This is a genomic window from Streptomyces sp. NPDC001401 (assembly GCF_042895385.1).
GTDB lineage: Bacteria > Actinomycetota > Actinomycetes > Streptomycetales > Streptomycetaceae > Streptomyces.
In genome coordinates, this window is sequence record NZ_JBIAWI010000005.1 from 137,110 (window position 1) to 162,332 (window position 25,223).

Here is a 25,223-nt window from a genome sequence, read left to right on the forward strand (position 1 = left end):
CAACCCCAGGACCACCCGGGCCGACCGGAGCACCCGGAGGCTGCGGAACCCCAGGAGCACCCGGGCCGACCGGAGGCTGCGGGACACCAGGAGCACCCGGGCCGACCGGAGGCTGCGGAACCCCAGGACCACCCGGAGCACCGGGGGCACCGGTCTGCTGCGGAACGCCTGGCGCACCAGGCACCCCCGAAGCGGCAGGAGGCTGGGGCGGGGCAGGCATGCCCGGGGCTCCCGGGGCTCCCGGGGCGCCGGGAAATGCCTGCGCACCCGGTGCCCCCGGAACACCGGGGGGACCCGGGGGCTGCGGCGCCCCCGGGCCCATCCGAGCGGGGTCGGCAAGCATCGTGGCGGCTTGGTGGACACCGCCCGGAGGCATACCGCCGGGCGCGTTGGGCGCACCGGGCGGGTTGGGGGCGCCCGGCGGATGCGGAGCGCCGGGCGGATGCGGTGCACTTCCCGGAGCCGACGGCGGCTGCGGAGCCCCCGGCCCGGCAGCGCCCTCAGGGCCGTCGGGACCGAGCGCCGACACGAGCTGAGTCGGAACGTATCCGCCCGCACCGGCCCCGGGCGGAGGCGGAGGTGCGCTCCCCGGCCGCGCACCCGGCGTCCCGGGAGCGCTCGGCGGAGGCGGCGTGGTCGGACCCCGACGCGGCGCAGGAGCCGCCTTGCTCGTCGCGGCGTCGGCAATGTCCCCGGCGTTCGGCGCGAGCGGCCGCGGCGGGGCACCCGGCGCACCGCCGGGCGCCGGGGGATAGCCGTAGGAAGGCGCGGGCGGCACAGGCGGAGGCGTGGCACCCGGACCCTGCGGATAGCCGTACGACGAAGGAGCAGGCGGCGGCGTGCCCTCGGCGCCCTGCGGATATCCATACGTCGAAGGCGGAGGCGTGCCACCCGGCACCGGGCCGGGACCCTGCGGATACCCGTACGCCGAAGGCGGCGAAGGCGTACCACCCTGAGCCCCCGGCTCATCGACCGCCGGCTCCACCGCCGTCCGCGGAAGCCTGCTGCCGCCCGCCATCAGCGCCGTCTCGGCATCCGGCGGCGTCTCCTCGCCCGCGTCGCCCAGCGGCGGCGCGAACACGGTCGCGGGCAGCGGTACGGAAAGGTCCTCGCCACCACCGTTGGTGTCGGTCCCGGCCCAGGCAGTCGCCCCGACGGGCGCACCCGGCGCACCCGCGCCACCACTCGCCCCGGCCTCCGGCCACCCCGAACCGTCACCCGACGAACCAGCCGCAGCCGCACCGGCGCCCGCACCGGCCCGCCGATCCGCCATCCCCAACTTGTCCGCCGCCTCCTGCAACCACTCCGGCGGACTCAGCAAGAACGACGTCTGATTCAGATCCACCCGAGCCGAAGCCGCCGGCACCGGCTCCGCAGCCTCGTCCGGGCGGCCGTACTCCTCCTCGTACCGGCGAATAACCTCACCCACCGGCAACGACGGCCACAGCGTCGCCTCACCGCTGTCCCGGGCGATCACCAGCCGCTGCAGACCCCCGTCCGAACGCGGCCCGTCCGCCCGGTCCTCGGCCCACACCACGAACCCCAGCCCGAACTCCCGCACCCGCACCTCACGATGCTGATACGACGGCACATCCCCGTTGATCCACTCCTCGGCGCGCTCCTGCGCCTGCGCGAAGGTCACCATCGCAACGCTCACTCCCCCACGGAAGAGACGGAAGAGACAGGCACGGGACGCGCGAAACCGCCGTCCACCATCAGATTCGCCACCGTCTCCAACTCCGGCGGATTGCCCGCCAGTCGGGACAGAAACGCGTCGAAGTCCTCACCGCACGGCAGCAGCAACCGCTCCACCCGGTCCGCCGGCGCCCACGAAGGATCCACATCCCGAGCGTCGTCGTACGCACAGAACCACACCGAACCGAGCCGCTCGCCCTTCACCTTCACCGCCAGCAACCCGCCCTGCACAAACCCAACACCCAAGTAATCCTTGGTCAGATGGTCACGCAGACACTTGTTGACGTAGACCAGATCATTGACCGCCGCCTCGTCCCGCACCGTGAAGAACGGCTGGTCGATCAACAGCCCCAACTCGGCATCCAGCGCCGCACCCACAGGCGCACACCCACCCGCCGCCTTCAAGAACGAACGGTACGCACCCGGCAGCCGATACCCGAGATCCTCCTCGACCCCCTGCACCTGCGACTCCGTCACCGCCACACCCGACTTCGGCAACCCGATGTGCGCCGGCCGCGTCTCCTGAAGCGGCCGCGTACCCCGCTTGTTCTGGTCCACCGCCGCCGTCGCGATCCCACCGTGATGCCGCAGCAACGCCTTCACGTCGACCGGCACCAACTCCAGCCGCCGCGAACCCACCACGTGATGCCACGTCCACCCATGCGGCGTCGCCACCGCCGGCACCGTGTCCCACAACTCATGACCCGTCGCCGACAACGCCGCATTCGCCGACACATAGTCCGTCAGCCGCAACTCGTCGACACCGAAACCCTCCGGCGGCTCCGCAATCTCCGCAGCAGCACGCGCGTAGGCCGAGAAATCGGGGTACCCACGCTCGTCAACCCGTACCCCTCTCGGGTGACGTGCCGCCCGAACCGGATCCGGGAAATGCACGACCTGCCCGGCATAGGCCGCGTTCGGCGGCGCGGCTTGCTGCCCGAGCCGACCTGTCGTCATGGCGGTTGCCCCCTGCGGCACTCTGGTACGACCCGCAACGACCGGCCCAAACCGCCCGCCACGCCCCGTATCGACTGTCTCGTCCGTCTCGACTTCCGTCTCGACCGTCACCGCGCGTGTCACCACGCGCCGCCCGCACAAAACGCGGTGCCGACAGCCTATGCGGTACGACCGCACCGGTCACCGGGCACCGGTCAGCCGCCCTCCGCTTCCGTGACCAGCCGTCACCCCGCCGTGACAGCCCGCCCAAACCCGGGCGTGTCGCACCGCCCCAGCTTCCGCACCAGCCACGGCATTTGGCACTCTGTGACGTCCGGGGGAGGCTCGGGAGGGGATGACGATCATGAACGCGACGCAGACGGGACCACACACGGCACCGCACACAGGGCCGTCCGGCGACCCCCGCATCGGCTGGAGCGCCACCGAAACCCCGCACGCACCCGCCCTCCAGCACCGCCGCGACGGCATACTCCCCACCGTCGCCGCCGCCCTCTCCGTCCGCGGCGCCACCCTCACCGGCACCGCCGCCCGCGGCGACCAGCCCCCACCCCTGCACCCACTCGTCCAGGACTTCCTCGACACCCTCACCAGCACCCAACGCGACCGCTTCACCGGCCGCTGCGCCGAAACCATCCTCATCTCCCGCCACATAGCCACCGCGGACGCCGCCCGCAGCAAACGCGCCGCCCGCAAACCCATGACCAACGGCGAAGCCCGCAAAGCCCTCAAACAGGCCAAACTCACCGCCCGCCGCATCCGCGAAGACGGCGACCCCCTGCACGGCAGCTTCGCCACCCCCTGCCGCGCCTGCACCGCCCTCAGCGACCACTTCGGCGTCCGCATCGTCGACCCCGCAGCAGCAGACGGCTAACCCCCACCAGCAACAAGCACAACGGCCCCGCGCCGACCCATGACCTCGACGATCGAAGGGCAGATGCACCCCGACCGCACCTCGACCACGCGCTTCCCCGTACCCGTCGACGCCGCCCTGCGCGCCGCCGGCTGGCAACCCGGACGCTGGGACATAAAACAGGCCGAGATCTGGGCCGACGCCCTCCGCGACCACGCCTCACCCGCAGGCCACCGCCACGCCGTCTTCCCCGCCGCCGTCGAAGCCTGGGCCGAATTCGGCGGCCTCCACATCACACCCACCGGACCCGGCCGCCAAGTCGCCCCCGCAGCCCTCCACCTCGACCCCCTGCACGGCCTCCACATGGCCCGCACCCTCGCCGACCTCGGCCGCGCCCTCGACACCGAAGTCAGCCCCCTCGGCACCGAAACCGACACCCGCTCACTCCTCGCCGTCGACGCCGAAGGCCGCATCTACGCCCTCGATCACACAGGCGACTGGTACCTCGGCCCCGACATCGACCAGGCCCTCGCCGCCCTCGTCGCAGGCATAGAACCCGTACGCCTCACAGCCGGCTGAACCACACAGACATCACGAGGCATCACGAGGCACCACAAGGCACCACGAGGCACTACGAGGCACCACAAGGCACCACAAGGCACCACAAGGCACCACGAGGCCTTACGCCGCCGGAATCACCGCCGACACCCGGAAACCCCCCGCATCCGTCGGCCCCGACACAAACACCCCGCCCAGCGCGGCGACCCGCTCCTTCATCCCCACCAGCCCGTTCCCCCCGGACGGCAACCGCGCCGACACCGCCGAAGGCACCTCCGGCGGCGGCTCGTTCTCCACCTGCATCGCGATCTCCGACACCCGATGCGCAAGCCGCACATGCGTCTTCGCCCCCGCCGCATGCTTGTGCACGTTCGTCAACGCCTCCTGGACGACGCGATAAGTGGTCTGCTCGATCTCAGCGGCATACGACCGCACGTCCCCCTCCACGGACAGATCCACCACCATCCCCGCAGCCGCCGACTGCCCGACGAGTTCCTCCAACTCCTCCAGACAGGGCCCCTCACCCTCGTCCGCGGCCTTCGAAGCCGCCACCGCAGCAGCAACCCCCACCGCCGCAAGAGGCACAGCCTGCTCACCCCGCCGCACCCCGTCCCCACTCCTCAGCACCCCGAGCATCTCCCGCAACTCGGTCAACGCCTGCCGCCCCATATCCCCCACGAGCGCGGCATTCCTCACAGCCTTCTCGGGATCCTTACGGGCAACAGCCTGCAGAGCGGCAGCATGCACAACCATCAGGCTGACGCGATGCGCCACCACGTCATGCATCTCCCGCGCAATCCGAGTCCGCTCCTCATTCCGCGCCCACTCGGCCCGCTCCTCCGCCCGCTCCGCAAGAAGCTGCAACTCCCGCTCAAGACTGTCCGCACGCTCCCGCAGACTCTCCATCAGCCGACGCCGAGCCCCCACATACAAACCCAGCAGCAAAGGCGGCGCAGTCATCCCGATCGCGGTAGTGATCGCCGCGAACGGAACAAACCAGTCCCCGAGATCCCAAGTCCCCCGCGCCATGTCCTGCCGCACCCGCACGAACATCACGATCAACATGCCCACCAGCGACATCCCCGCCAGCGAACCGATGATCCTCCGCGGCAACTCCGAAGCCGCGAGCGTGTACAGACCGACGATCCCCATCAGATAGCCCATCTGGGCCGGGGTAATCGCAATCGACACCAGCACAACAGCAATCGGCCACTGCCGCCTCACCAGCAGCGCCGACCCCGCCAACACCCCGAAAACAACCCCCGCGGCCACCGGAATCCCCGCGTCCCGCGCGAACCGGACCCCCTCGAACGCACACTCCACCGCGGACACAAAAGCCAAGCTCACGTCCAGCGCCGCACTGCGCCACCTAGTCCACCACCACGGCCCTCCCCGGGCCGCCGCGCGCACTTCCCCCGTCGTGGTCATGCCTCCAGCCTACGGGCGTCCGCACCCCGTTTTCCGGCGAGTTTCCGTGACTGGCCTACACCACACTCCGTAACCGAACGTAAGCGAAACCGACCGATATCCCTCGAACTGCTGAATCGCTCACCGTTCGACCCCGGAAGGACGCATTCCGCCCGGACGGTATGCCCATGGCACATCCACATGGCAAATACGCCGACTTCGATGAGCTCCGGGAGCGGGCGGTCGCGCTGCGGCGGCAGGGCTACAGCCTTCGGCAGATCCGGGACGAGCTGAAGGTCTTCAACAACGACATCCTCAACCAGCTGGTGAAGGGGGAGCCGCCGCCGGAGTGGACCAAGCGCCCGAACGCCAAGGACGATCTGCGCGAGAGGGCACGGGAGTTGCGACTACAGGGCTGGACGTACGACCAGATCGAGGCAGAGCTGGGGTGCTCCAGGAGCTCGGTCTCGCTCTGGGTTCGGGATCTGCCAAGGCCCAAGCCTCGATATACACCGGAGGAACAGCGGGCCCTCATGCAGGAAGGGCTGGCGAGGCGACGAGCAGCAGACAACGAAGAGCGCAAGAAGACCAAGCTCGGAGCCCACAGGGAAATCGGCGAGCTGACGGACCGCGAACTCTTCATGGCGGGGGTCGCGCTGTACTGGGCCGAAGGATCGAAGAGCAAGCCCTACGACCGCCGAGAGCGCGCCATCTTCGTGAACAGCGACCCGGGCGTGATCCAGACCTACCTCGCCTGGCTGGACCTACTCGACGTGAGCCGTGAACGCCTACGCTTCCGCGTGCTCATCCACGAGTCCGCCGACATCGACGCTGCGCACCGATTCTGGGCAGAGATCGCCGAGGTCGACGCTTCAGTCTTCGCCAAGCCGACGCTCAAGAAGCACAACCCGAAGACCGTCCGGAAGAACACCGGCGACGACTACCACGGTTGCCTGGTCATCGGGGTGGCAAGAAGCGCTGACCTGTACAACCGCATCGAGGGCTGGTGGAACGGAATCGTGGCCCAAGCGCAGTCACGTCTCCGGTAAGGTCTGAAGCGCTGTCCCCCGTGGTGTAACTGGCAGCACACTAGATTTTGGATCTAGTAGGACAAGGTTCGAATCCTTGCGGGGGAGCCACAACACCCAAGACCTGAGTTCGGGCCCTGACAGCACCGTCAGGGCCCGCTCCCATGTCCCCCACGAAACGCCCCGGTATCCTGCGGATGTCCCCACCCACTCCACAGCCGAAGGGCAACCCCGTGAGCGCCATTCGCCCGGCAGCCGTAGTCGTTCTCGCAGCGGGTGAGGGCACCCGTATGAAGTCGACCACACCCAAGGTCCTGCACGAGATCTGCGGACGCAGCCTCGTGGGTCATGTGCTCGCCGCCGCTCGTGAGTTGGAGCCCGAGAACCTCGTCGTCGTGGTCGGGCACGCGCGCGAGAAGGTCACCGCGCATCTCGCCGAGATCGACCCCGCCGTACGCACCACCGTGCAGGCCGAGCAGAACGGCACGGGTCACGCCGTACGGATCGCGCTGGAGTCGCTCGGCGGCAGTGTCGACGGCACCGTCGTGGTCGTGTGCGGAGACACTCCGCTGCTCGCCGGCGAGACGCTGCGGCAGCTCGCGGCGACGCACTCCGGCGACTCCAACGCCGTCACGGTCCTGACCGCCGAGGTTCCGGACGCGACCGGTTACGGGCGGATCATCCGCGACCAGGCCACCGGCGCCGTCACCGAGATCGTCGAGCACAAGGACGCGTCCGAGGAGCAGCGTGCGATCCGTGAGATCAACTCCGGGGTGTTCGCGTTCGACGGTCAGTTGCTCTTCGACGCTCTGAAGAAGGTCCGTACGGACAACAGTCAGGGCGAGGAGTATCTGACCGACGTGCTCGGCATCCTGCGTGAGGCCGGTCACCGTGTGGGCGCGTCTGTTGCGGCCGATCACCGTGAGATCGCCGGCATCAACAACCGTGTGCAGCTGAGCGAGGCCCGCCGCATCCTGAACGACCGGTTGCTGACGAGCGCCATGCTCGCCGGTGTCACCGTCATCGATCCGGCGACCACTTGGATCGACGTCACGGTCACCTTCGAGCAGGACGCGGTGGTCCACCCCGGCACGCAGCTGCACGGTTCCACGCACGTCGGCGAGGGTGCGGAGGTCGGCCCCAACAGTCGGCTCACCGACACCCGCGTGGACGCGGGTGCGCGTGTCGACAACACGGTGGCGGACGGTGCTCATGTCGGGCCGCAGGCGAAGGTGGGCCCGTTCGCGTACCTCCGTCCGGGCACCAGCCTCGGCGCGAAGGGCAAGATCGGTACCTACGTCGAGACGAAGAATGCTGTGATCGGTGAGGGGACCAAGATTCCTCATCTCTCCTATGTCGGTGACGCGACGATCGGTGAGTACACCAACATCGGTGCTGCGAGCGTGTTCGTGAACTACGACGGTCAGGAGAAGCACCACACGACCGTGGGGTCGCATTGCCGGACGGGTTCGGACAATATGTTTGTGGCTCCCGTCACGGTTGGGGACGGCTCGTACACCGCTGCGGGGTCTGTGATCACGAAGGATGTGCCGCCCGGTTCGCTGGCTGTGGCCCGTGGTCAGCAGCGGAATATCGAGGGTTGGGTGGCTCGTAAGCGTCCGGGGAGCGCGGCTGCGAAGGCGGCGGAGGCGGCGTCTCGGCAGGTCGAGAGCGAAGACTGACCGGAAACGGGTGCGTCGAAGACGGCGTACCGTGATAAGTGCACACCCAGTTGAGACACCTCTGAGGAGACAGCTGTGACCGGGATCAAGACGACCGGCGAGAAGAAGATGATGTTCTTCTCCGGCCGCGCCCACCCCGAGCTTGCCGAGGAGGTCGCCCAGCAGCTGGGGGTCGGGGTTGTCCCGACGAAGGCCTTCGACTTTGCGAACGGTGAGATCTACGTTCGTTATCAGGAGTCGGCGCGTGGTGCGGACTGCTTTGTGATTCAGAGCCACACGGCTCCGATCAATCAGTGGATCATGGAGCAGTTGATCATGATCGATGCGCTGAAGCGTGCGTCGGCGCGTTCGATCACGGTGATCGTGCCGTTCTACGGTTACGCGCGGCAGGACAAGAAGCACCGTGGTCGTGAGCCGATTTCGGCGCGTCTGGTGGCGGATCTGATGAAGACGGCGGGTGCGGACCGGATTCTGACCGTGGATCTGCACACGGATCAGATTCAGGGTTTCTTCGACGGTCCGGTCGATCATCTCTTCGCGCTGCCGCTTCTTGCGGACTATGTGGGTCAGAAGGTCGACCGTGACAAGCTGACGGTGGTCTCGCCTGACGCCGGGCGTGTGCGGGTGGCTGACCGCTGGTGCGACCGGCTCGGTGCTCCTCTCGCCATTGTGCACAAGCGTCGTGACAAGGACGTCGCGAACCAGGTGACTGTCCATGAGGTCGTGGGTGAGGTCAAGGGTCGGGTCTGTGTCCTGGTCGACGACATGATCGACACGGGTGGCACCATCTGCGCCGCCGCGGACGCGCTGTTCGCGCACGGTGCGGAGGATGTCATCGTGACGGCGACGCACGGTGTGCTGTCGGGTCCGGCGGCGGACCGGTTGAAGAACTCCCGGGTGAGTGAGTTCATCTTCACGAACACGCTGCCGACGCCGGGTGAGCTGGGCGGGGATCTGGACAAGATCACGGTGCTGTCGATTGCGCCGACGATTGCGAGTGCGGTGCGTGAGGTGTTCGAGGACGGTTCGGTGACGAGCCTGTTCGACGAGCAGTAAGGGTTCCTCACTCGGGCTCTGCCGAGCCTGTCGAAGATCCTTTTGGGTGTGGCCTCCCTCTCCGAGTAGACTGCTTCAGTTGCTCGGCGAGGGAGGCCGTTCCCGTTCCGAAGGGTTCAGGGGTACGGCGGTCCGTTATCGACGCGCTCTTCGTAGCAGGCCGTTCGTGGCCGGGTGACCACGTCCGTTTCTGTTTTCTACGAGGAGTGATCATGTCCGAGGTCAAGATCTCCGCTGAGTCCCGTACCGAGTTCGGTAAGGGTGCTGCCCGTCGTATCCGTCGTGACAGCAAGGTTCCCGGTGTTCTGTACGGTCACGGTTCGGACCCGCTGCACCTGACTCTTCCGGGTCACGACCTGCTTCTTGCTCTGCGTACGCCGAACGTCCTGATCTCTCTGGACATCGACGGCAAGGCGAACGAGCTGGCGATCCCGAAGTCGGTGCAGCGTGACCCGATCAAGGGCTACCTGGAGCACGTCGACCTGCTGCTGGTGAAGCGCGGCGAGAAGGTCACGGTCGAGATCCCGGTGCACACCGAGGGCGAGCTGGCTGCGGGTGGCAACCTGCTTGAGCACGTTCTGAACGCGCTGCCGGTCGAGGCCGAGGCCACGCACATCCCCGAGTCGGTCACGGTGTCCATCGAGGGTCTGGAGGCCGGTGCCTCGATCCTCGCGAAGGACATCACGCTGCCGAACGGCACCACGCTGGCCGTCGAGGAGGACGCTGTCGTGCTGCAGGTTCTGGCCGCGCAGGCGGAGGAGGCCGCTGAGGGCGGCGAGGCCGCGGGCGAAGAGGCTGTCGCCGAGGCCTGATCCTCGTAGACCGGTTTCGACGGTTTGTTCAGCCGCTGTTCCCTTGGGGGGCAGCGGCTGGCGCGTATCAAGGAGATATGGACGTGACCAGCCCCGTCAGTGGGCCCTGGCTTGTTGTGGGCCTCGGGAATCCGGGTTCCGAGTACGCCATGAACCGGCACAATGTCGGGTTCATGGTGGCTGATCTGCTGGCTGAGCGGATCGGGGGGAGGTTCAAGCGGGCGGGCAAGGCGCAGGCGCAGGTCGTGGAGGGGCGGATCGGGCCGCCGGGGCCGGCGAACCGGCGGGTGATTCTGGCGAAGCCGATGTCGTACATGAATCTGTCGGGTGGGCCGGTCAATGCTCTGCGGGACTTCTACAAGGTGCCGTTGGCGAATGTTGTGGCGGTGCATGACGAGTTGGACATCGATTACGGCATTCTGCGTCTGAAGCTCGGTGGGGGCGACAACGGGCACAACGGGCTGAAGTCGATGACGAAGGCGATGGGGGCGGAGTATCACCGGGTGCGGTTCGGGATCGGGCGGCCTCCGGGGCGGATGCAGGTGGCGGACTTCGTGTTGAAGGATTTCTCCTCGACGGAGCGCAAGGAGCTGGACTACTTCGTGGACCGGGCGGCGGATGCGGTGGAGTGTCTGGTGATCGAGGGGTTGGAGCGGGCGCAAAGCACGTACAACTCCTGACTTGTCGCCCGCCGGAGTCTGCTGGAGTTGACCTGGCGTGGGGGCATGGCCAATGATCCCGGCCATGCCTGCCACTGCCACCTCTTCCCGTCAGGTCTCGCGCCAGGCCTCGGTCGCCGCGTTGCGGTTCGGGCGGTTTGCGGCGATGGGTACGGTCGCGGCGCTGATTCTGATCGCCGGGGTGTGGGCGTCGTGGCGGACGGCTCCGTATGTGATGCTCACGAAGGGGCGGGAGCGCGGCACGATCGAGGTGACGCGGTGTGGGGACGACACGTGTACGGGGCGCTATACGCCGATCTCGCAGGGTTCTTCCGGTCGGGACCGGATGGTCATCGAGAAGACGGTGGCGGTGCGCAAGGGGCAGACGTACACGGTGGTGGTGAAGCCCGGCAGCGATGAGGTGGTGCGGTCGGGGCCGGCGGGGATCCTTTATGCGTGGGTTCCGTTCGGCGGGGCGTTGCTGCTGGCTTCGGTGGTGGTGGCCGGGGGGTTGGGGCGGTCGCGGGCCGGGTGGGTGATGGCGGGGTCGGGGATCGCGCTGCTGACGGCGGCTTTCGTGACTATCTGACAGGTTTCCGCGTTCTCCATCTTGTGGAGAAGGTTCTCCGTCTTGTGGAGAAGCCTGAGTGTTGTCTGTTCGTGATTGACCTTGAGTCAGGTGTGGCTGGATGCTGAGCCGCCCCCTCCACATCTTCCCGTCCGTAACTCGAAGATGGACTGCCCCATGCGTACCCTCACCCGCGCCGGCGCCCTGTCCGCCGTCGCTGCGGCGGCGTTGTTCTCGGCGCCTGTTGCCGCTCACGCCACGGTTCCCGGTGACAACGGGACTGTGAAGATCCATGACGCCACCACCGGCGAGGAGTTGAAGCGCAACGAGCCGCACGTCTGCACGTTCTATCTGGATGCGTTCGGTTTCGACGCGGTCCAGCAGGTCGACTGGCACATCGAGGCCTGGGCTCCGACGGCTGCCACGAAGGGCGAGACCGTGAAGACCGGCGCGATCACGCTGGATTCCGACGGTCATGGCCGTACGGAGGATCTGTCGCTGCCCGACGGGCACTACAAGCTGTTCTGGAACTTCGACGGTGAGAAGGGCGCCGCCAAGCACAAGGTGTTCTGGACGGACTGCAAGGACTCGCAGGGCGGCGGCGGTGGTACGACGCCTTCTCCGTCGGCGTCCTCGTCTGCGTCTCCGTCTCCGTCTTCCTCGTCGCCCGGGTCTTCGTCGTCGTCCGCGCCTTCGTCGGGGTCTGCGTCGGCTTCGGCGTCGCCGCAGGGTGGTTCGGGTGATGATCTCGCCGAGACCGGTAACGGTGCTCCTGTGGGTCTGCTCTCCGGTGTGGCGGCCGCGCTGGTCGCCGGGGGCGGTTACCTGGTGGTCCGCCGTCGCAAGGCCTGACGTACGGCATGAGGGTGCCCCCGGGCTTCGTACGAGCCCGGGGGCACCCTCATGTGCGGGTGGGGCGGGTCAGCCGGTGTTGCGCAGGCCTGCTGCCACGCCGTTGACCGTGAGCAGCAGGGCGCGGGAGAGGATCGGGTCGGGCTGTTCGCCGGCGGCCGCGGCGTCGCGCTGGCGCTTGAGGAGGGTGACCTGGAGGTAGGAGATCGGGTCCAGGTAGGCGTCGCGGATGGTGAAGGTCTGCTTCAACACCGGGGTCGCGTCGAGGAGTTCCTTCTCCCCGGTCACCTTGAGCACTTCGCGCACGGTGAGTTCGTGTTCGGCCCTGATGGTGTCGAAGACGTGCTTGAGGTCGTCGGGGACGAGGGTGTCGACGTAGTGCGCGGCGATGCGCAGGTCGGTCTTGGCGAGGGTCATCTCGACGTTGGAGATGAAGTTGCGGAAGAAGTGCCACTGTTCGTGCATCTCGTCGAGCACGGTGTCCAGGCCGGCTTCGCGCAGTGCCTTGAGGCCGGAGCCGACGCCGAACCAGCCGGGGACGATCTGCCGGGACTGGGTCCAGCCGAAGACCCAGGGGATGGCGCGCAGTCCGTCGAGGCCGGCGCCGGAGTCGGGCCTGCGTGAGGGCCGGGAGCCGAGGTGCAGGTCGGCGAGCTGGTCGACGGGGGTCGAGGCGAAGAAGTACGCGGGCAGGTCGGGGTCTTCGACGAGCCGGCGGTAGGCGGCTTCGGCGGCGTTGCTGACGACGTCCATGGCGGCGTCCCAGCGGGCGAGTGCCTCGACGGACTGGCGGGGTGCGGTGTGCAGGGCGGAGGCCTGCAGGGTGGCCGCGACCGTCAGTTCCAGGTTTTCCCTGGCGAGGGACGGCACGAGGTACTTGTCGGAGATGACCTCGCCCTGTTCGGTGACCTTGATCTCGCCTTCGAGGGTGCCCCAGGGCTGGGCGAGGATCGCGTCGTGGGAGGGGCCGCCGCCGCGGCCGACGGTGCCGCCGCGGCCGTGGAAGAGGCGGAGGCGTACGCCGTAGCGGTGGGCTACGTCGCGCAGGCGGCGCTGGGCGCGGTGGATCTCCCACTGGCTGGTGGTGATGCCGCCGAACTTGGAGGAGTCGGAGTACCCGAGCATGACCTCCTGGACGTCTCCGCGCAGCGCCACCAGACGCCGGTAGGAGGGGTCGGAGAGCATGTCCTCGAGGATCGTGTCGGCTGCCTTGAGTTCGTCGGTGGTCTCCAGGAGCGGGACGATGCCGATCTTCGCCCAGCCGGCGTGCAGGTCGATGAGGCCGGCCTCGCGGGCGAGTACGGCGGCTGCGAAGACGTCGTCGGCGCCCTGGCACATCGAGATGATGTACGACTCGATGACCTCGGGTCCGAAGACTGCGAGGGCTCGCTTGACGGTCTCGAACACGCCGAGGGTCTTCTCGCCGGGTGCGTCCACGGGTGCCGGGGTGGGGGCGAGGGGCCTCCTGGAGCGGAGTTCCTTGGCGAGGAGCTTGGCCCGGTATTCGCGGGGCATGTCGGTGTACCGCCAGGATTCCTCGCCGAGGCGGTCGAAGAGCTGGCCGAGGGCGTGGTGGTGGGCGTCGGCGTGTTCGCGTACGTCCATGGTGGCGAGCTGGAGGCCGAAGGCGGCGAGTGTGCGGATGGTGCGGTTCATGCGGCCGTCGGCGAAGAGGCCGCCGCGGTGCTCCCGGAGGGAGGTCTGGATCAGGGTGAGGTCCGTCAGCAGTTCGGCGGTGCCGAGGTAGTCGCGGCCCGTCTCGTGCGGGGTGCCCTTGGCGAGGCGCTGCTTGGTGTTCTCCAGCTTCTGCCGGATGCAGGTGGCCTTGAGGCGGTAGGGCTCCTCGGCGTTGAGGCGCTTGTAGCGGGGGCTGATCTCGGGGAGGCGCTCCAGGTCGCTCTGGAGGGAGGCGAGGAGTTCTTCGGTGGCGCCGGTGTAGCGGATGGAGTTCGACAGGAAGCCGCGGAGTTCGTCGATGAGGTCCAGGGCGTCGTTGATGCCGTGTTCGTGCTGGAGGATCAGGACGTCCCAGGTGACCTGGGGGGTGACGTTCGGGTTGCCGTCGCGGTCGCCGCCGATCCAGGTGCCGAAGGTGAGGGGGCGGGTGTCGTCGGGGAGCTTGACGCCGACGCGTTCCAGTTCGGCGGTGAGGTCCTCGAGGACGTCGCCGACGGCGCCGGCGTGGAGCTCGTCGAGGTAGTAGATGGCGTTGCGGGCTTCGTCGGCGGGCTCCGGGCGGACGACGCGGAGCTCGTCGGTCTGCCATACGAGGTCGATGTTCTCGGCCAGACGGGTGTCGTAGCGGCGGCGGTCGGCCTCGATGACCGGGGTTTCCAGGAGTGCGGCGATGCGCCGGAGCTTGTTGAGGACCGACCGGCGCGCGGCTTCCGTCGGGTGCGCCGTGAACACCGGGCGAACATTGAGGTGGCGGACGGTCTGGCGCAGGTGCTCGGGGTCGGCGTCCTTGAGCCGGTCGGCGGTACGGGCCAGCAGGCCGCCCTCGGCGGCGCGGCGCTCGCGCAGTTCGCGGCCTCGGTGGACCTGTTCGGTGACGTTGGCCAGGTGGAAGTAGGTGGAGAAGGCGCGGACCAGCTTGGCCGCGGTCTCGAGTTCGGTGCCGCGCAGTAGTTCGGCGGCGGCCTCTCCGTCCTCGCGGGTGAGGCGGCGGACCTTCTCGACGAGTTCCAGCAGCTCGGGGCCCTCCTGCCGGACGAGGGTCTCGCCGAGGAGGTCTCCCAGCCGCCGGATGTCGGCGCGCAGCTCGCTGCTCGTCGTTGTGGTCTGGTCGTCGGCACTGCTCACAGGTGCGGCTCCTTGCAGTGTTGAAGCTCGTCCGGGAGGGGAACCCGGCGGTTGGGGCCGCGCGGCGGGCGCCGCATACGGCCCTGACATCCGGGAAGAAGTTCAGAGCGGACCGCGCTGTCCGACCGACTCCAGGATAGGTGTCCATGCGGACGCGCATGATTTCGGGCTCTTGCCGCCGGGCGACTCGCTGCCATACTTACGACGCCGTAGGTTACGGAACCGTAGGGACCGTTGTAACGGAACGCGGGCACGGTTCCCACGGCCACCCCGGCATCTCACTCTCAACCCTCGACCCCACAGGGGACGCCCATGACCACAAGCTCCGATGTGATCGAAGACGCCCCGAAGGAGACCGGCGACATGTCCGTTCCGTCCGCCACGCTGGGCGGGGAGCAGAAGCGCTCGATCGAGCAGATCACGCTGCTGCTCTTCATCATCGTCCCGTTCCTCGCGCTGGTCGCTGCGGTGCCGCTGGCGTGGGGGTGGGGGGTGAGCTGGCTGGACCTGGGCATGCTGGTCTTCTTCTACTACCTGGGCTGCCACGGCATCACGATCGGTTTCCACCGGTACTTCACGCACGGCTCCTTCAAGGCCAGGCGTCCTCTGCGGATCGCTCTCGCGATCATGGGGTCGCTGGCGGTGGAGGGGCCTCTGGTCCGCTGGGTGGCGGACCACCGCAAGCACCACAAGTTCTCGGACGCGGAGGGCGATCCGCACTCTCCGTGGCGTTTCGGGGAGACGGTTCCGGCGCTGATGAAGGGCCTGTGGTGGGCGCACATCGCCTGGATGTTCGACGAGGAGCAGACGCCGCAGGAGAAGTACGCGCCGGATCTGATCAAGGACCCGGCGATCCGTGCGATCTCCCGCCAGTTCGTGTTCTGGACGGCGCTGTCGCTGGCTCTGCCGCCGTTGATCGGTGGTCTGGCGACGATGTCCTGGTGGGGTGCGTTCACCGGCTTCTTCTGGGGCTCACTCGTTCGGGTGGCTCTGCTGCACCATGTGACCTGGTCGATCAACTCGATCTGTCACGCGGTCGGCAAGCGGCCCTTCAAGTCGCGTGACCGCTCGGGCAATGTGTGGTGGCTCGCGGTGCTGTCCTGCGGCGAGTCCTGGCACAACCTGCACCACGCCGATCCGACCTCCGCGCGGCACGGTGTGGAGCGGTGGCAGCTGGACTCGTCGGCGCGCTTCATCCGCTGGTTCGAGGCGTTCGGCTGGGCGTACGACGTGCGCTGGCCGTCACGCTCGCGTATCGATTCACGCCGTATCACCGGCCAGGACGGCTCCGAGCCCCGGAAGGAGTCGGCGAAGGCGGCATGATTGACGCCGTGGCGACCGACTCCAGCAGCACCCCGAGCAATGAGAAGCCGCGTCGTACGCGGCGCACCCGGATGACGGGAGCCGAGCGCCGTCAGCAGCTGCTCGAGATCGGTCGCACCCTGTTTGCCGCCAAGGGCTTCGAGGGCACGTCGGTGGAGGAGATCGCGGCGAAGGCCGGGGTGTCCAAGCCGGTGGTGTACGAGCACTTCGGCGGCAAGGAGGGGCTGTACGCGGTGGTGGTGGACCGCGAGATGCGGCGTCTGCTGGACATGGTGACCAGTTCCCTGACGGCCGGTCACCCCCGTGAACTGTGCGAACAGGCGGCCTTCGCCCTTCTCGACTACATCGAGGAGAACACGGACGGCTTCCGCATCCTGGTCCGTGACTCCCCCATCCCGCAGTCCACGGGCTCCTTCGCGTCGCTCATCTCGGACATCGCCACCCAGGTGGAGGACATCCTGGGCCGCGAGTTCAAGAGCCGGGGCTTCGACCCCAAGCTCGCCCCCCTCTACGCCCAGGCCCTGGTCGGCATGGTCGCCCTGACCGGCCAATGGTGGCTGGACGTGCGCCGCCCGAAGAAGGCGGAGGTCGCGGCGCATCTGGTGAACCTGGCGTGGCACGGTCTGGACGGCCTGGAGGCGAAGCCGCACCTGATCGGGCGCCGGAAGGCCTAGCCGTGACCGACACCCTCCCCACCGGCCGGAGGCAGGCGGTCGGTGTCGTGGTCTTCGGTGGTCTCACGATCGGGCTGCTCCTGCTCACCGTGGCCGGGTATGTGGTCGCGGCCGCCAGGCTGGGGCTGATCGGGCATCCGCAGAAGACGCAGGCGCAGGTCTGTTTCTACGAGCCGGCGGAGAAGACCTACCGGGGCAGGGCCGCCCACTACGACTGCACCGCCTATCTGGCGCACGGCACCGTACCGATCACCTACGACTCCCGCCCCGGTCAGCGTGTGGAGGTGGCCAAGGAGCCGTGGGGCGGGTGGGTGCCCGTCGAGGAGAACGTCTGGTCGCGGGTCTGGTGGGTGTCCATGCCCCTGTTCCCGATGGCGGCCGCGGCCCTGTCCGGCCGGGCGGCAGTGCGGTCGGCGGCCCGCTACCGGCGTTTCAGGGGCTGGAGGAACTCCAGCCTGTTGCCGACGGGGTCCTGCGAGTAGAAGCGCAGATGGCCCGGCAGGCCGTCGTCCCAGATGACGGACGCCCCACTGGCCGCGAGCCGCTCGGCGTATGCCTCGATGCCCGTGACCTGCAGCCCCGGGTGCGCCTTCTTCGCGGGCCGGAAGTCCGTCTCGATCCCCAGGTGCAGCTGCACGCCCCCGGCCTGGAACCAGCACCCTCCCCGCGCCGCGAGCACCGGCGGTTTCGGGACCTCCGTCATGCCGAGGACGTCGACGTAGTACGCCCGCAGGAGGTCCTCGGAGCCGGCCGGTGCGGCGAGCTGGACGTGGTCGAGGGCGGTGATCACTGGCGGCTCTCCTTGCGGGCGACCGCGAAGATACGGCGGAACGGGAAGGCCGTTCCGTGCGCACCGGCCGGATAGGCCTCCCGCAGGGCCGCCCGGTACTCGTCCACGAAGTCCTCCCGGGCCGCCGGTTCGTCGGCGAGGGCGGTGAGGATGGGTCGCAGGCCGGTCCCCTTCACCCAGTCGAGCACGGGATCCTCGCCGGTCAGGAGATGGACGTACGTCGTCTCCCACACGTCCGCCTCGCAGCCGAGGGCGGTCAGCTTCTCCAGGTAGGTCTCCGGAGTGAGCACGGCGTCGTCGTGGCGGAGGGTGTCGGCGAGGCGGTCCTTCCAGCGGGCGGAGTGGGCGAGTTCGCGCATGAGCTGGTGGCTGGGGGCGCCGAAGTTGCCGGGGACCTGGAAGGCGAAGGTGCCGCCGGGCTTCAGGCCCGCGATCCACTCCCCGAAACGCTCCGCGTGCCCGGGGACCCACTGCAGGGTGGCGTTGCTGACGATCAGGTCGTACGGCTGTGCGGGCGCCCAGGTCCGTGCGTCGGCGGGGGCGAAGTCGAGGCGGCCGCCGCCGGGGGTGGGGCCGGCGTGGTCGACGTGGGCCTTGTCCAGCATCTCGGGCGAGTTGTCGTAGCCGGTGATGTGCGCGGCGGGCCAGCGGTCGGCGAGGAGGACGGTGACGTTTCCGGGGCCGCAGCCGAGGTCGGCGATGCGGGGCGGGTCCTCGGGCAGGGCCGGGATGCGGGCGAGGAGGTCGGTGAAGGGGCGGGCGCGGTGGCCGGCGTGGCGGAGGTACTGGGTGGGGTCCCAGGTGGGGGTGTTCATGTCTCCACCTTCCCCAACCACTTATCTCGATGTCAAGAGACTTGATGTCAAGAGACTTCACATCGACACAACCACTACACTGATCGTCATGGAGGACGAGGTCGATCGACTGGTCGCAGCATGGCGCCGGGAGCGTCCGGACCTCGACGTGGAACCGCTCGAGGTGCTCAGCCGGGTCAGCAGACTGGCCCGGCATCTGGACCGGGCCCGCCGGCTGGCCTTCGCCGAGCACAGCCTGGAGCCCTGGGAGTTCGACGTGCTGACGGCGCTGAGGCGCGCGGGAACGCCGTATCAGCTCTCGCCGGGGCAGCTGCTGACGCAGACCCTGGTCACCTCGGGCACGATGACGAACCGCATCGACCGGCTGGCGAAGAAGGGCCTGGTGGAGCGGCTGCCCGACCCGAGCGACCGCCGCGGTGTGCTGGTGCGGCTGACGGACGAGGGCCGGGACCGCGCGGACCAGGCCCTGGCCGGACTGCTCGACCAGGAGCGGGCGATCCTCGCCGAGCTCTCGCGTGCCCAGCGCGGTGAACTCGCGGGGCTGCTACGCCAGCTGACCGCCCCGTTCGACAACATCCCCGGCTAGGTCGACGGGTCCGACCCCGGCGCGGCGCGCGAGCGCGACGGCGGCGAGGGTCGAGTGGACCCCCAGCTTGCCCAGGACGTTCTGCATATGGGTGCGGACGGTGTGCGGGGACAGGAACAGGCGCTCGGCGACGGCCTTGCGCCCCAGCCCGGCGACCATGCACCGCAGCACTTCCCGCTCCCTCGGCGTGAGGGACTCCACCAGCCGCTCGCTCTCGGTGCGGTGCTTGCGCGCGGCGGTCAGCTCCCTGAGGACGCCCGTGAGCAGGGCGGGCGGCAGATGTGTCTCGTCGCGCAGGACTCCCCGTATGACATTGAGCAGCCGGGACAGCGAGCAGTCCTTGGCCACCCAGCCGGAGGCCCCGGCCTGCAGGGCGAGTGCGGCGCGCCGCGGATCGTCCTTCTCGGCGAGCACGACGATCCGTACGCCGGGCTGCGCGGTGCGCACCCCGGCGACCAGCGAGATCCCGTCGACGAGCCCGTCCTCATTGCCCTCCTGAACGGGCACGGCCGGCCGTACGCCCGGCACATTGCCGCCCAGGTCGGAGTCGACGAGCAGCACGTCGAACCGGCGCCCCTCGGCTGCCGCACGCTCCAGGCTGCGCAGCGCGGCGGGACCGCTGCCGGCCGCGGAGACGTCGACGTCGGGCTCGGCCGCAAGCGCAGCGGCGAGCGACTCGGCGAAGATGCGATGGTCGTCCACGACCAGGACTCGAATGCGGAATACCACGAAACCCCCTTCCCCAAGCTCTCGAAGAGCAGGGGATACAGCATCGTCGGGAGACGGCATGGGCGCAGGTACGGCGCCCGAAGCGCCCCGGGTCGCCTTTGAAACCCAGGACTGGAACGGCACACCGCACGGCCGCCGCCGTGCGGAAACTGCTACCCCCACTTCGGGCGTCGTACCCGACTGTCTCGCCCCCTGATCGGCACCGGCCCCCACCGGTGCTGTTCATCAGGGTACGGCCGGGGGCCAGGAGCGGAAGGTAATTTGCAGAACTGGCTGGCCGGCGCGTTTATCGTGAGCCGCATGTTTCGTCTTGAGACAGAAGTCGACAGGGCCCGGCGCGATCTTCTCCGTTCCCGGCTGCGCGACACCAACACGAGGGCCTCCCCCGTCCTGCGCGCCCTGCGCAACACCCCGGCGGAGCGTGAACTTCCGCTCCATGTCTGGGTGTTGGACGACCACGACGAGCTGGCCGCAGGCCTGGTGGGCCACACCTGGACGACCTGGCTGCACGTGACGTACCTGTGGGTGGACGAGCGGTGGCGGGGGGCGGGGCTGGGTTCACGGCTGCTGGCGGAGGCGGAAGGAATCGCGCGGGCCGAGCGGGGCTGCAGGTCGGCCCGGCTGGAGACGTGGGACTTCCAGGCGCCGGGGTTCTACAAGAAGCGGGGGTACGAGGTGGTGTGCGTGATCCCCGACTATCCGCCGGGGGTCACGGAGTACACGCTGGTGAAGCGGCTGGGGTGAGCGGTCTCGGCTCCTTTGGTGTCGATCGTCGACGGCCCTTCGGCGGTCGAGGCCGCTTCCGCTCAGCCGAGGTTGTTGCCCCACAGGGACGTGTCGTCGGTCTTGAGACTGGGAACCCCGCCGTAGGTCCCGCCGTCCGCGGTCACCAGCGGTGCGGACAGCTCGTCTTCCAGCACACCGTCGCGGACTTGGACGATCGTGCTGTCGTGGTCCGTCCTGCCGGGCTTGAACGTCCTGCCCTCGATCGCCGCCTTCAGGTAGTAGAGGGCGTACTTGGCGTAGAGGTCGGCGGGCTGGGAGACCGTGGCGTCGATCTTCCCCTCGGCGATGCCCTTCAGCTCCCTGGGGATGCCGTCGTTGGAGACCACGAACACATGCCTCTTGTCCTTCGGGCCGACCAGCAGACGCTGCTGCTTGAGCACCTGCAGGGTGCCGGAGAGCGCGACGCTGGCCTGCATGTAGACGCCCTTGATGTCAGGGTGGGCGGTGAGATCCGTCTGCAGCTTCTGCGCCGCGACCGCCCCGTCCCAGTTGGTCGCCTCCCCGAAGACCTTGATCCTCGGATAGTTCTCCTTCATGCACGCGTTGAACCCCTCGGTGCGGTCCCGGCCATTGATCGAGGCAAGGTCGCCCTCGAGCATGACGACCTTGCCCTCGCCGCCGAGCTTGGTGCCGAGGAACCGGCATGCTTTCTCTCCGTACGCGCGGTTGTCGGCGCGCACCACCATGTAGACGTCGCCGGTGTCGGGACGGGTGTCCAGGGTGACCACGGGGATCTTCTGCGCGGCCAGCTCCCGGAGGGTGGGCGCGATCACGGCAGTGTCCTGCGGGGCCATCGCGACACCCTTCACTCCCTGGATGATGAAGGTCTGCACATTGGCGGCGAGTTTGGCGACGTCGTTCCGCGAGTGGGTGGTCTTCAGCTCCAGGCCGAGCTCCTTGGCGAACCCCGGGGTGTACTTGATGTACGCGTTCCAGAAATCGGTGTCGGAGCGGGGGTAGTCGACGCCCACCACCGGGGCGTCGTCCGTGTGGCCCCCCGAGTCGGCACCGGAGCCACCGCAGGCGCTGAGCGCTGTAACGGCGAGGGCGGTGACGGCGCCGAGGCCGGGATGTCTGAGGTGTCGGGTCTTCACGGCTGGTTCCCCTGGCGGACGGTTTCGTGCGGGAGGTCGGACGCGGGGCCGGATCCGTGGTGCGTGCATGCGCCACCGGTCACTGCTGCCGTCAGCCCGGCATACTCCGACGCGCCCATGCTGTTGCCTCCGTTTTCCACCCTAGGCCGCCGGGACGGCTATGAGCGGTCAACGATGCAGGGTGGGGTCGGCACTGGTGCCGGTGCGGTCCGTGTCGGCAGTGATCGGTGACGGGCGCGGCAGAGAAGCTTCCGCCGCGCGCGTCACGCCGTGTCCCTCAGCCCACCCGCCGCGCCCCCGCCGACGGCACCGCCTCGAACACCCGCGGAGCCGTGAACTCCGCCGTTGCGAAGGCCTCCTCGACCGCCTTGGTGATCGTGTCCACGTCGGCCGCCTCCGCCAGGACGATCGCCGAGCCGCCGAAGCCGCCGCCGGTCATCCGGGCGCCCAGGGCGCCGGCGGCCAGGGCCGTGTCGACGACCAGGTCCAGCTCCGGGCAGGAGATGCGGAAGTCGTCGCGCAGGGAGGCGTGGCCGGCGATCAGCACGGGGCCGATCGCGCGGGTGTCGCCCGACTCCAGCAGGGAGACGACCTTCTCCACCCGCTCGTCCTCCGTGACGATGTGGCGGACCAGGCGGACCGCCTCCTCGTCGTCGCCCAACCGTTCCAGTGCGGAATCGAGTCCGGCATACGGCACGTCCCGCAGCGCGTCGACGCCCAGCAGCGCCGCGCCCCGCTCGCAGCCCGCACGCCGCTTGCCGTACTCGCCCTCGCTGTGCGAGTGCTTGACCTGGGTGTCCACCACCAGCAGGCGCATGCCCTCGGCGGCCAGGTCGAAGGGGATCTGCTTCTGCGAGAGGTCGCGGGTGTCGAGGAAGAGCGCGTGGCCCTCCTCGCAGCACGCCGATGCCGTCTGGTCCATGATGCCGACCGGGGCGCCGACGTAGACGTTCTCGGCGCGCTGGCACAGACGGGCCAGCTGCCAGCCCTTCAGGCCGAGTTCGTACAGGTCGTTGAGTGCCAGGGCGACCACGACCTCCAGCGCCGCCGACGACGACAGGCCCGCGCCCGCCGGAACCGTCGAGGCGAGGTGGATGTCGGCGCCGGTCACCGGGTGGCCGGCCTCGCGCAGCGCCCAGACGACACCGGACGGGTACGCCGTCCAGTTCCGGTCCGACTCCGGGGCCAGGTCGTCCACTCGCAGTTCCACGACGCCGCCCTCGACGTCCGCCGAGTGCAGGCGCAGCACGCCGTCCGCGCGCCGTGAGACGGCCGCGACCGCGGTGTGCGGCAGCGCGAAGGGCATCACGAAGCCGTCGTTGTAGTCGGTGTGCTCACCGATGAGGTTGACGCGGCCCGGCGCTGCCCAGACACCCTCGGAGGCGGTTCCGTACAGCTCCTCGAAACCGGCCCGCACCTGCTCTGCGCCCACTACTTCTCCCTAGCTGTGCTGATGTGCTGCGCGAACTCCCACGCGTCCGCGACGATCCCCGCGAGGTCCGCGCGGGACGGGTTCCAGCCCAGCTTCTCGCGGGCCGTGGCGGCCGACGCCACCAGGACCGCCGGGTCGCCACCGCGGCGCGGGGCCACGACCTCGGGGATCGGGTGCCCGGTGACCTGCCGGACCGTCTCGATGACCTGGCGGACCGAGAAGCCCTCGCCGTTGCCCAGGTTGCAGATGAGGTGCTCGCCGGGGGTGGCGGCCTTCAGCGCGAGCAGGTGGGCGTCGGCGAGGTCCGCGACGTGGATGTAGTCGCGGATGCAGGTGCCGTCCGGCGTCGGGTAGTCGTCGCCGAAGACCGAGATCGCGTCCCGCCTGCCCTGCGCGACCTGCAGCACCAGCGGGATCAGGTGCGACTCGGGGTCGTGGCGCTCGCCCTGCTGGCCGTACGCGCCCGCCACGTTGAAGTAGCGCAGCGAGACCGCGCCCAGGCCGTGCGCCGCCGCCTCGCCCGTGATCATGTGGTCGACGGCGAGCTTCGAGGCGCCGTACGGGTTGGTCGGCGAGGTGGGGGCCGACTCGACGATCGGGACCTCCTTGGGCTCGCCGTACGTGGCGGCCGTGGAGGAGAAGACCAGCTTGCGGACGCCCGCCTCGCGCATCGCGCCGAGCAGCGCCATCGTGCCCGCGACGTTGTTGTCCCAGTACTTCTCGGGCTTCACGACCGACTCGCCGACCTGCGAGAACGCGGCGAAGTGCAGGACACCCTCGAAGGAGGAGTCCAGCCATTTGGCGGCGTCGCGGATGTCGCCCTCGATGAACGTCGCACCGGCCGGGACGCCCTCCCTGAAGCCCGTGGAGAGATTGTCGAGCACGACGACCTCGTGGCCCGCCTCCAGCAGATGCTGGGCGACCACGCTGCCCACGTAGCCCGCGCCACCGGTGACCAGGTACTTACCGCTCATCAACTCGCTACCTCTCGCAGTCGCTCGGCCGCGCGCTCCGGCGGCACGTCGTTGATGAACACACTCATGCCGGACTCGGAACCCGCGAGGAACTTCAGCTTGCCGGAGGTTCGGCGGATGGTGAAAAGCTCGAGGTGGAGCGCGAAGTCGTCACGGTTGACGCCCTCGAACTCCTCCAGCGCGCCGAACGGGGCCTGGTGCCAGGCCGCGATGTAGGGCGTGGGCGGTTCACCTTCGCCGAAGATCCGGTCGAAGCGCCTCAAGAGTTCCAGATAGACCTGGGGGAACTCTGTGCGCGCCTCCTCGTCCAGCCCGAGCAGGTCGGGCACGCGGCGCTTCGGGTACAGGTGGACCTCGTACGGCCAGTGCGCGGCGTACGGCACGAACGCCAGCCAGTGTTCACTCTCGAGGACGACCCGCTCACCGGCGAGCTCGCTCTCCAGGACGGCGTCGAAGAGGTTCCCACCGCCCGTCGCCTCCTTGTGAGCTGCGAGGGAGCGCAGCATCAGCGCGGTGCGCGGGGTGGTGAACGGGTAGGCGTAGATCTGGCCGTGCGGATGTCCGAGCGTCACGCCGATCTCCGCGCCCCGGTTCTCGAAGCAGAACACCTGCTCCACGGCAGGGAGATGCGACAGCTCGGAGGTGCGGTCCGTCCATGCCTCCAGGACCAGGGCAGCCTGCTCCTCGGTGAGGTCGGCGAAGGACGCGTTGTGGTCGGAGGTGAAGCAGACGACCTCGCAGCGGCCCGAGTCGCCGGCCAGGGAGGGGAAGCGGTTCTCGAAGACGACCACGTCGTACGAGGAGTCCGGGATCTCGCTCAGGCGGCCGTCCCGGGAGGGGCACAGCGGGCACTCGTCGGCCGGCGGGTGATAGGTGCGGCCCTGGCGGTGCGAGGCGACGGCGATCGCGTCGCCGAGCAGCGGGTCGCGGCGGATCTCGGAGGTCGTGACGGTCCGCTCCAGCGGGCGCTTGTCCACCGCGTCGCGCACGGTGTCGTCACGCAGGTCGTAGTAGATGAGCTCGCGACCGTCGGCCAACGAGGTCGAGGTCTTCTTCACGCCACGGCTCCTCACCCAAGCAACCCTCAACATAAC

Annotated in this window: 24 protein-coding genes and 1 tRNA gene; 15 read left to right on the plus strand and 10 right to left on the minus strand. The window is 69.0% G+C overall.

Features of this window, described 5'->3' with window-relative positions; translation table 11 throughout:
* Positions 1–1,653: 1,653 nt before the first annotated feature.
* Entirely contained in the window at positions 1,654–2,652 is a 999-nt protein-coding gene (locus tag ACFY10_RS19040; RefSeq protein WP_390666733.1) for an SMI1/KNR4 family protein, read from the minus strand.
* A 334-nt stretch (positions 2,653–2,986) separates the two neighbouring features.
* Between ACFY10_RS19040 and ACFY10_RS19045 the strand changes: the two genes are divergently transcribed.
* Together ACFY10_RS19045 and ACFY10_RS19050 are read left to right on the plus strand one after the other, a co-directional pair.
* Positions 2,987–3,523: a YwqJ-related putative deaminase gene (locus tag ACFY10_RS19045; RefSeq protein ID WP_390666300.1), complete on the plus strand. Its 537-nt coding sequence runs from the start codon at positions 2,987–2,989 to the stop codon at positions 3,521–3,523.
* Positions 3,524–3,586: 63 nt separating this feature from the next.
* Positions 3,587–4,081: an SUKH-3 domain-containing protein gene (locus ACFY10_RS19050; protein WP_390666734.1), complete on the plus strand. Its 495-nt coding sequence runs from the start codon at positions 3,587–3,589 to the stop codon at positions 4,079–4,081.
* Positions 4,082–4,183: 102 nt separating this feature from the next.
* Here ACFY10_RS19050 and ACFY10_RS19055 read toward each other — a convergent pair whose 3' ends face one another.
* Positions 4,184–5,488 carry a sensor histidine kinase gene (locus tag ACFY10_RS19055; protein WP_390666301.1) on the minus strand — a complete coding sequence of 435 codons (1,305 nt, stop codon included), beginning with the start codon at positions 5,486–5,488 and terminating at the stop codon, positions 4,184–4,186.
* A gap of 167 nt (positions 5,489–5,655) precedes the next feature.
* On the opposite strand from ACFY10_RS19055, the gene ACFY10_RS19060 reads away from it, so the two are divergent.
* The 8 genes from ACFY10_RS19060 to ACFY10_RS19095 all read left to right on the plus strand — a co-directional run bounded on the left by ACFY10_RS19060 (position 5,656) and on the right by ACFY10_RS19095 (position 12,124).
* On the plus strand, positions 5,656–6,516 hold the full coding sequence (locus tag ACFY10_RS19060; protein WP_390666735.1) for a hypothetical protein: 861 nt from the start codon (positions 5,656–5,658) through the stop codon (positions 6,514–6,516).
* A gap of 14 nt (positions 6,517–6,530) precedes the next feature.
* Positions 6,531–6,606, plus strand: a tRNA-Gln gene (locus ACFY10_RS19065).
* Between the two features lie 122 nt (positions 6,607–6,728).
* Complete coding sequence (gene glmU / locus ACFY10_RS19070; protein WP_390666302.1) at positions 6,729–8,177, plus strand: bifunctional UDP-N-acetylglucosamine diphosphorylase/glucosamine-1-phosphate N-acetyltransferase GlmU; 1,449 nt, start codon at positions 6,729–6,731, stop codon at positions 8,175–8,177.
* 75 nt (positions 8,178–8,252) lie between these two features.
* Positions 8,253–9,233, plus strand: a complete 981-nt coding sequence (locus tag ACFY10_RS19075) for a ribose-phosphate diphosphokinase (protein WP_390666303.1) — start codon at positions 8,253–8,255, stop codon at positions 9,231–9,233.
* Between the two features lie 212 nt (positions 9,234–9,445).
* Complete coding sequence (locus tag ACFY10_RS19080; RefSeq protein ID WP_390666304.1) at positions 9,446–10,045, plus strand: 50S ribosomal protein L25/general stress protein Ctc; 600 nt, start codon at positions 9,446–9,448, stop codon at positions 10,043–10,045.
* Between the two features lie 77 nt (positions 10,046–10,122).
* The gene (pth, locus tag ACFY10_RS19085) at positions 10,123–10,725 is read left to right on the plus strand and encodes an aminoacyl-tRNA hydrolase (protein WP_390666305.1); all 603 of its coding nucleotides are present in this window, start codon (positions 10,123–10,125) and stop codon (positions 10,723–10,725) included.
* A 52-nt stretch (positions 10,726–10,777) separates the two neighbouring features.
* Entirely contained in the window at positions 10,778–11,293 is a 516-nt protein-coding gene (locus ACFY10_RS19090; RefSeq protein ID WP_390666306.1) for a hypothetical protein, read from the plus strand.
* A gap of 156 nt (positions 11,294–11,449) precedes the next feature.
* A complete protein-coding gene (locus tag ACFY10_RS19095; RefSeq protein ID WP_390666307.1) occupies positions 11,450–12,124 on the plus strand; it encodes an LPXTG cell wall anchor domain-containing protein in 675 nt (224 codons plus the stop codon).
* Between the two features lie 69 nt (positions 12,125–12,193).
* On the opposite strand, the gene ppc is transcribed toward ACFY10_RS19095, so the two are convergent.
* Positions 12,194–14,926 carry a phosphoenolpyruvate carboxylase gene (gene ppc / locus ACFY10_RS19100; protein ID WP_390666308.1) on the minus strand — a complete coding sequence of 911 codons (2,733 nt, stop codon included), beginning with the start codon at positions 14,924–14,926 and terminating at the stop codon, positions 12,194–12,196.
* A gap of 312 nt (positions 14,927–15,238) precedes the next feature.
* On the opposite strand from ppc, the gene ACFY10_RS19105 reads away from it, so the two are divergent.
* Genes ACFY10_RS19105 through ACFY10_RS19115 form a run of 3 tightly spaced genes read left to right on the plus strand, consistent with a single transcriptional unit; the run spans position 15,239 to position 17,405 of the window.
* Positions 15,239–16,249 carry an acyl-CoA desaturase gene (locus ACFY10_RS19105; protein ID WP_390666309.1) on the plus strand — a complete coding sequence of 337 codons (1,011 nt, stop codon included), beginning with the start codon at positions 15,239–15,241 and terminating at the stop codon, positions 16,247–16,249.
* Entirely contained in the window at positions 16,246–16,923 is a 678-nt protein-coding gene (locus ACFY10_RS19110; protein WP_390666310.1) for a TetR family transcriptional regulator, read from the plus strand. The genes ACFY10_RS19105 and ACFY10_RS19110 overlap by 4 nt, the downstream gene beginning before the upstream one ends.
* A 2-nt stretch (positions 16,924–16,925) precedes the next feature.
* Positions 16,926–17,405 (plus strand): hypothetical protein, encoded by a 480-nt coding sequence (locus ACFY10_RS19115; RefSeq protein WP_390666311.1) that lies wholly within the window; start codon positions 16,926–16,928, stop codon positions 17,403–17,405.
* Here ACFY10_RS19115 and ACFY10_RS19120 read toward each other — a convergent pair.
* Positions 17,345–17,713 (minus strand): VOC family protein, encoded by a 369-nt coding sequence (locus ACFY10_RS19120; RefSeq protein ID WP_390666312.1) that lies wholly within the window; start codon positions 17,711–17,713, stop codon positions 17,345–17,347. The two genes, ACFY10_RS19115 and ACFY10_RS19120, sit on opposite strands and share 61 nt — an antisense overlap.
* Positions 17,710–18,528 carry a trans-aconitate 2-methyltransferase gene (locus ACFY10_RS19125; RefSeq protein ID WP_390666313.1) on the minus strand — a complete coding sequence of 273 codons (819 nt, stop codon included), beginning with the start codon at positions 18,526–18,528 and terminating at the stop codon, positions 17,710–17,712. Before ACFY10_RS19125 ends, ACFY10_RS19120 begins: the two co-directional genes overlap by 4 nt.
* 88 nt (positions 18,529–18,616) lie before the next feature.
* Between ACFY10_RS19125 and tamR the strand changes: the two genes are divergently transcribed.
* Positions 18,617–19,114, plus strand: a complete 498-nt coding sequence (gene tamR, locus ACFY10_RS19130) for a MarR family transcriptional regulator TamR (protein WP_030941878.1) — start codon at positions 18,617–18,619, stop codon at positions 19,112–19,114.
* Here tamR and ACFY10_RS19135 read toward each other — a convergent pair.
* A complete protein-coding gene (locus tag ACFY10_RS19135) occupies positions 19,073–19,903 on the minus strand; it encodes a LuxR C-terminal-related transcriptional regulator (RefSeq protein ID WP_390666314.1) in 831 nt (276 codons plus the stop codon). The two genes, tamR and ACFY10_RS19135, sit on opposite strands and share 42 nt — an antisense overlap.
* Positions 19,904–20,131: 228 nt before the next feature.
* Here ACFY10_RS19135 and ACFY10_RS19140 point away from each other — a divergent pair, with 228 nt between their 5' ends.
* Positions 20,132–20,587, plus strand: a complete 456-nt coding sequence (locus ACFY10_RS19140; RefSeq protein WP_390666736.1) for a GNAT family N-acetyltransferase — start codon at positions 20,132–20,134, stop codon at positions 20,585–20,587.
* Positions 20,588–20,649: 62 nt separating this feature from the next.
* Here ACFY10_RS19140 and ACFY10_RS19145 read toward each other — a convergent pair whose 3' ends face one another.
* From ACFY10_RS19145 to galT, 4 genes are all read right to left on the minus strand, one after another.
* Entirely contained in the window at positions 20,650–21,723 is a 1,074-nt protein-coding gene (locus ACFY10_RS19145; RefSeq protein WP_390666315.1) for a sugar ABC transporter substrate-binding protein, read from the minus strand.
* Between the two features lie 277 nt (positions 21,724–22,000).
* Entirely contained in the window at positions 22,001–23,155 is a 1,155-nt protein-coding gene (galK, locus tag ACFY10_RS19150) for a galactokinase (protein ID WP_390666316.1), read from the minus strand.
* The gene (gene galE / locus ACFY10_RS19155) at positions 23,155–24,129 is read right to left on the minus strand and encodes a UDP-glucose 4-epimerase GalE (RefSeq protein ID WP_390666317.1); all 975 of its coding nucleotides are present in this window, start codon (positions 24,127–24,129) and stop codon (positions 23,155–23,157) included. The genes galK and galE overlap by 1 nt, the downstream gene beginning before the upstream one ends.
* Positions 24,129–25,187 (minus strand): galactose-1-phosphate uridylyltransferase, encoded by a 1,059-nt coding sequence (galT, locus tag ACFY10_RS19160; RefSeq protein WP_390666318.1) that lies wholly within the window; start codon positions 25,185–25,187, stop codon positions 24,129–24,131. Before galT ends, galE begins: the two co-directional genes overlap by 1 nt.
* Between the last annotated feature and the right edge of the window lie 36 nt (positions 25,188–25,223).

Coding starts and splice junctions, on each gene's coding strand:
- ACFY10_RS19040 (WP_390666733.1), bottom strand. CDS start 2,652: ATGACGACAGGTCGGCTCGGGCAGCAAGCCGCGCCGCCGAACGCGGCC.
- ACFY10_RS19045 (WP_390666300.1), top strand. CDS start 2,987: ATGACGATCATGAACGCGACGCAGACGGGACCACACACGGCACCGCAC.
- ACFY10_RS19050 (WP_390666734.1), top strand. CDS start 3,587: ATGCACCCCGACCGCACCTCGACCACGCGCTTCCCCGTACCCGTCGAC.
- ACFY10_RS19055 (WP_390666301.1), bottom strand. CDS start 5,488: ATGACCACGACGGGGGAAGTGCGCGCGGCGGCCCGGGGAGGGCCGTGG.
- ACFY10_RS19060 (WP_390666735.1), top strand. CDS start 5,656: ATGGCACATCCACATGGCAAATACGCCGACTTCGATGAGCTCCGGGAG.
- ACFY10_RS19080 (WP_390666304.1), top strand. CDS start 9,446: ATGTCCGAGGTCAAGATCTCCGCTGAGTCCCGTACCGAGTTCGGTAAG.
- pth (WP_390666305.1), top strand. CDS start 10,123: ATGGACGTGACCAGCCCCGTCAGTGGGCCCTGGCTTGTTGTGGGCCTC.
- ACFY10_RS19090 (WP_390666306.1), top strand. CDS start 10,778: ATGATCCCGGCCATGCCTGCCACTGCCACCTCTTCCCGTCAGGTCTCG.
- ACFY10_RS19095 (WP_390666307.1), top strand. CDS start 11,450: ATGCGTACCCTCACCCGCGCCGGCGCCCTGTCCGCCGTCGCTGCGGCG.
- ACFY10_RS19105 (WP_390666309.1), top strand. CDS start 15,239: ATGACCACAAGCTCCGATGTGATCGAAGACGCCCCGAAGGAGACCGGC.
- ACFY10_RS19110 (WP_390666310.1), top strand. CDS start 16,246: ATGATTGACGCCGTGGCGACCGACTCCAGCAGCACCCCGAGCAATGAG.
- ACFY10_RS19125 (WP_390666313.1), bottom strand. CDS start 18,528: ATGAACACCCCCACCTGGGACCCCACCCAGTACCTCCGCCACGCCGGC.
- tamR (WP_030941878.1), top strand. CDS start 18,617: ATGGAGGACGAGGTCGATCGACTGGTCGCAGCATGGCGCCGGGAGCGT.
- ACFY10_RS19135 (WP_390666314.1), bottom strand. CDS start 19,903: ATGCCGTCTCCCGACGATGCTGTATCCCCTGCTCTTCGAGAGCTTGGG.
- galE (WP_390666317.1), bottom strand. CDS start 24,129: ATGAGCGGTAAGTACCTGGTCACCGGTGGCGCGGGCTACGTGGGCAGC.